This window comes from Sutterella parvirubra YIT 11816, from assembly GCF_000250875.1.
Classification (GTDB): Bacteria; Pseudomonadota; Gammaproteobacteria; order Burkholderiales; family Burkholderiaceae_F; genus Sutterella; species Sutterella parvirubra.
In genome coordinates this window covers 20,735-25,343 of sequence record NZ_JH604942.1, presented here as the reverse complement: position 1 = coordinate 25,343, position 4,609 = coordinate 20,735, and the positions used below count along the sequence as shown (strand labels likewise).

At 64.9% G+C, this 4,609-nt stretch carries 4 protein-coding genes and 1 pseudogene; 1 reads left to right on the top strand and 4 read right to left on the bottom strand.

What is annotated here, in order from left to right; translation table 11 throughout:
• A partial coding sequence (locus HMPREF9440_RS11385; protein ID WP_040763565.1) for an ATP-binding protein occupies positions 1-568 on the bottom strand: 568 nt, incomplete at its 3' end.
• 18 nt (positions 569-586) lie between these two features.
• Between HMPREF9440_RS11385 and HMPREF9440_RS10975 the strand changes: the two genes are divergently transcribed.
• Entirely contained in the window at positions 587-1,897 is a 1,311-nt protein-coding gene (locus tag HMPREF9440_RS10975; RefSeq protein WP_008541862.1) for a helix-turn-helix domain-containing protein, read from the top strand.
• Between the two features lie 99 nt (positions 1,898-1,996).
• Here the strand turns inward: HMPREF9440_RS10975 and bcp are convergent, their stop codons facing one another.
• The 3 genes and pseudogenes from bcp to HMPREF9440_RS11380 form a co-directional block, all read right to left on the bottom strand.
• Positions 1,997-2,464, bottom strand: coding sequence for a thioredoxin-dependent thiol peroxidase (bcp, locus tag HMPREF9440_RS04380; protein ID WP_008541861.1), 468 nt, complete (start codon positions 2,462-2,464; stop codon positions 1,997-1,999).
• A 1,199-nt stretch (positions 2,465-3,663) separates the two neighbouring features.
• Positions 3,664-4,347 (bottom strand): outer membrane lipoprotein carrier protein LolA, encoded by a 684-nt coding sequence (locus HMPREF9440_RS04375; RefSeq protein WP_008541858.1) that lies wholly within the window; start codon positions 4,345-4,347, stop codon positions 3,664-3,666.
• Positions 4,344-4,609, bottom strand: a pseudogene (locus HMPREF9440_RS11380) (hypothetical protein); the annotation flags it as partial. The pseudogene HMPREF9440_RS11380 and the gene HMPREF9440_RS04375, both read right to left, overlap by 4 nt.

Sequence of the window (4,609 nt, the reverse complement as noted above, 5' to 3'; positions counted from 1 at the left end):
CGCTCTCAAGCCATGCCCGCCGGAACCAGACTTTGAGCACGCGCTCAAGGTGCTGAGGCAAAGCCGCCAGACACGCGGCCTCGAACTCGCCGCAGTCGTCCGTGGTCGGGCCTCCGAGGCAATAGGCGGGCCGGCCGAAGCGGAGGAAGAAGTCGAACTGCGGCTCGACGATCTCCCAACGCGTCAATCCCCGTCGGCGCCCGGACGCGAAGGGCGTCAGCCTGCGGATGATCCGGAAGGCCTCCAGGCGCTTCAGGTACGCCGCGACGTCCGGGCCGTTCCCTTCCTGGAGCTCGGACCATCGGGTTCGTCCCTCGACGATTTTGTCGAGGAGGTCCTGGTAGACCGGGCTTTCGATCCCGAATTCATCGGCGAGGCAGCGCAGGCCGTCGGAACGGAACATCTCGCCCGCGTTGCTGAAGAAGTACCGGACGGCCTTCTCCGCCGTGAGCGCTTCGGCTTCGGCCAGCATGTTCAAGTATCGGGGAATGCCGCCCGTCATCGCGTAGATCGTGAGGAGGTCGCGGGGCACGGCCTTCGGGGCGGCGGCCCGGAAAAGTCCGACCATCTCCTTCGGTGTGAAGGGTTGCAGACCCTATGGACGACGGTCGTCCGGAAGAGCGAATCGCGCCTCGTCGCACTGACGGGACGGCGCGGCGTCGGCAAGACCACGCTTCTGCACCAGGCCTTCCGCGGGCGGGACGGCATCCGGTACGTTCACTTCTTCGTCCCGGAAGGTTCCTCCGCCCGGCGGATCGCCGCCCTTTGGTCGGGCGTCCTCAGCCGGGCGCTCGGGTTCTCCGCGAGCACGCTCGGCGAAACGCCCTTTGAAGTCCTCCGGACCGCCGTGGAGCTCACCCGGGACGATCCCGCCGTCATCGTCGTGGACGAGTGCCAGCGCTTGGACCGGGAGGAGCCCGACTTTTGGGGTCGGCTCCAACACCTTTGGGATTCGAAGCGGAAGTCGACCCGGGCGCTCCTCATCATGTGCGGCTCGGACGCCGCCGCCCTGGAGCGGATCTTCAACGACGGCCGCGCGCCCATGTACGGCCGCACGGACGAACAGTTGCGGCTCCTGCCGTTCGAGCTCGTACGCTCGGCCGAAGAATTGCATGAGAGGCCTCCGTCGGGGTGGTTGAAGTGTTTCAAGCCTAACCCAAACGCTGTGAAGGTTAAAAGCGTTAAGGTTGATGCGGTGGAGGTCCGAGGACGCCCTGATGCCCGGCCGTCCGGGGCCTCTACGCAACGTAGGTTGTGGGTCTCTCTGCCCCGGTGCTACCTTTCGGGCTCACCAACGAACGGAACCAACACCATGAACACCTACGTGACGGGCGCCGCCATCCGGGCGCTTCGCGAGAAGCGCGGCATGACGCAGCACGAGCTCGCGGCGAAGCTCTTCGTGAGCGACAAGGCGGTCTCCAAGTGGGAAACCGGCAAAGGCTTCCCGAGCATCGCGCTCGTCGAGCGCCTCGCCAAAACGCTCGAAGTCTCGGTCCCCGAGCTCCTCTCGGGCGAAGCGGTCGTGAACGTCAACCGCGCGTCGAACATGTTGAAATCCGAGCTCTACGTCTGTCCCGTCTGCGGGAACGTCGTCCGCGCGACGGGGTCGGCGCACGTCTCCTGCTGCGGAATCACGCTCCCGGAACTCGAGGCGGAACCGGTCGACGAGGCCCACGAGGTCACGGTGGAGAAAATCGAACACGAGTGGTTCGTCACGACGGCGCATCCGATGACGAAGGAGCACCATCTCTCGTTCGTCGCGTACGTGACGGGCGACCGGTTCGAGCTCGTGAAGCTCTTTCCGGAGAGCACGGTCGAGGTGCGCTTCTTCAGCCGCGGGCGCGGGGTCCTCTACTGGTACTGCAACCAGCACGGGCTCTTCAGCCGACGCCTCTGAAGACCGGGGCCGTCGTCCGGCATCTCAGCAAAACGGCCCCGGGGCCGTCGGGCCGCGGAGCCGTTGAGCGTGGCGGGACTTCAGCCGGAGCGGCGTGCGTTACGCCACTTCGAGGAGCTTCAGGAGCTCTTCGACGTGGGTCTTCGCCTTGACGTTGCGAAGAACGTGCGTGAGCTTCCCGGCTTCGTCGATCACGAACGTGCTCCGCTCGATGCCGAAGCACTTGCGGCCGCACATCATCTTTTCCTTCAGAACGCCGTAGGCGTTCACGACGACTTCCTCCTTGTCGGAGAGAAGCGGGAAATTGAGCTGCTGCTTGTCGCGGAAGCCGCAGTGCGACTTCACGGAATCGCGCGAGACGCCGAGGACGGCGTAGCCCGCGGCCGCGAAGCGCGCGAGCGCGTCGCGGAACTGCTGGGCTTCAATGGTGCACCCCGAGGTGTTGTCCTTCGGGTAGAAGTAGAGGATCACCTTGCGGCCGGCGAAGTCGGCGAGCGAGACGTCGGTGCCGGCGTCGGAGGGCAGCGTGAAGGCGGGCGCGGCGGCGCCCGGAACGAGTTCGGACATGGGTCGTCTCCTCCTGAGAAATGACGTTGGATGAGGCTCATCCTACACGCTCGCGGCGAACTTTGGCGCGGGATTCGGAGGGCTTCCGGCCGACGTTTGCAAGGATCCTCTGGCCGCTTCGAAGTCGGTCGCGGGCCGGAGGGCGGCGGACACAAAGCGAAACATTTGAAGATGAGAATCACTTGCATCGGGAAGGGCTTTACCCGTACAGTACGTCTCAACGGAACACGAAGACGACCGACGCCAAAAGCACAAGGGGTCGTGCTGATCGGTCGGCGAACCACAACCCGGAGGGGAAACCGGGCGGCTCGCTTCAAGTCTCAAGCAGGCTCTCTCCTTCCTGCAGACGTGTTACCGGGGTCTATAAGGAAAGGCCGCGATCGTCCGGACAACGATCGCGGCCTTCTCCATTTCCGGGGCCGGCATACGGCGTCCGGCCGACGGTCCCGCCGACCGTCCAACCGACCATCCATACGCTCATACGCACATCCGACGGCTGCCGGCCGCCGCGGCCCCGTCGCGGTCTGCGCCGCCTTGCCGCCGTTCATCCGCCCGCTCATCCAAGCGCCCATCCGTCAGCACATTCCGCGCCACGCCGACGCAACATGACGGTCAGGGATCTTCGCCGCCGCACCCCGCATTCCTGAACCCGCATCGATCAAGGGATTTCGACCGTCATAACCCAACCGATCCGCGTATCTTTCACGCTCTTGAAAGCATCCTGAGTACCCAGCTTCGCGCTTTTCCCTATGGCGAAGCAAATAGTTGAGCAATTTACTCGGAAACAGTTTTAAACATTTGCGGATGAGAATCACTTGCATCTGAGTGAGGCATGAGGCATACTTCAGTCAACGGAACACGACGACGGTCGGCAACACGGCGCAGGGGTCGCGCCAGCTGACCAGCCCATCACCCGAAACGGAGGGGAAACCGTTTCAGATGGGACATGTCGTACAAGGCGAAGCCTCTCCTCTTCGCCGCGTGTATCTGGGTCTCTCAGGGGGCGATCGGGCTTGGTTACGATCGCCCCCATTTTCTATCCGCCTTCCGCCCACCGAACGCGCCGTCCTCATCCGGTTGCTGCCGGTCGTCGGGGGAGGCGCCCAAGAAACGAGCCTGCCGCACGCGCTGCGACAGGCTCGTCTTGTTCTTGGGGTCGGACTCATCGGGCGCACGCCCGAAGTCACCCGGTCCCACGGTCACTTCAGCCCGGTCAAGGCTTCCGGCACGGCGTCCAAGGGCTTTTGGTCCGCAAGCCGCACGCGGGTCGTCTCGCCGTCCTTGGTGACCAACGTGATCGCGCGGGGGTATTCGTCCCCGGAGACCTCGATTGAGGAGAAGACCGACTTCACGAACCCGGCCTTCGGCTCGAGCGTCAGGTGCCAGTCGGCGGCCGTTCCCGTGAGCACCGTCGTGAAGGCGTCGTCCAGCGCCTCGTAGCGCCCCGACACCAACTCCATCACGAAGCGGTTGACGACTTCGAGCTGCGGAATGTCCGCGGCCGAGAGCGTCTCCGTGCCGTAGTCGTTTCGGGTCGAGATCGCCTTCTCGGAGAGAAGCACCTCGGACGGGAAAGGCTTGTCGATCGCCCAGAGGACGCCTTTCCCTGCGGCGAAGACGAAGTGGCCCGAGGACTGGAGCGGCTTCGGGAAGCCCTTCAGCGTCCGCTCCTGCGTGAACGTCCCCGAGACGATCTCGTGGCGGGAGAGTCCGCGAGCCAGAGCGTCGAGCGTGAGCGCGCCCGTCGGCGCGCTCGAAACGGAGGAGGTCGTCGGGGCTTCGGCGGCTTGAGCGGCGTGAGCCGGATCGGGCAGGATCAGCCCTCCGAAGATGCCCAGCACGCCGACGCAGCCGGCGACGATGGTGAAGTACTTGACGATCATGCTTGGTTGTTCTTGTTGTGGTCGGTGTCGTTGTCGGCGCGGTCCTCGGTCACGCCGGGCCGGCGCCAGAAGTCGTAGAAGTTGAACCAGTCCATGGGGCTTTCGCGCAGCGCATGTTCGAGTTCGTCGACGTAGCCCTGAAGGAGCTCGGCGGCCGCCTCCTGACGGTTCTTTCTCGGGAGCGACACGCGCCCCGAGAGGAGCCGGAAGCGGACATGGTAGCGGCTCGGCCGGTTCGGGGGCATGAGCGTGGCGCTTTCCT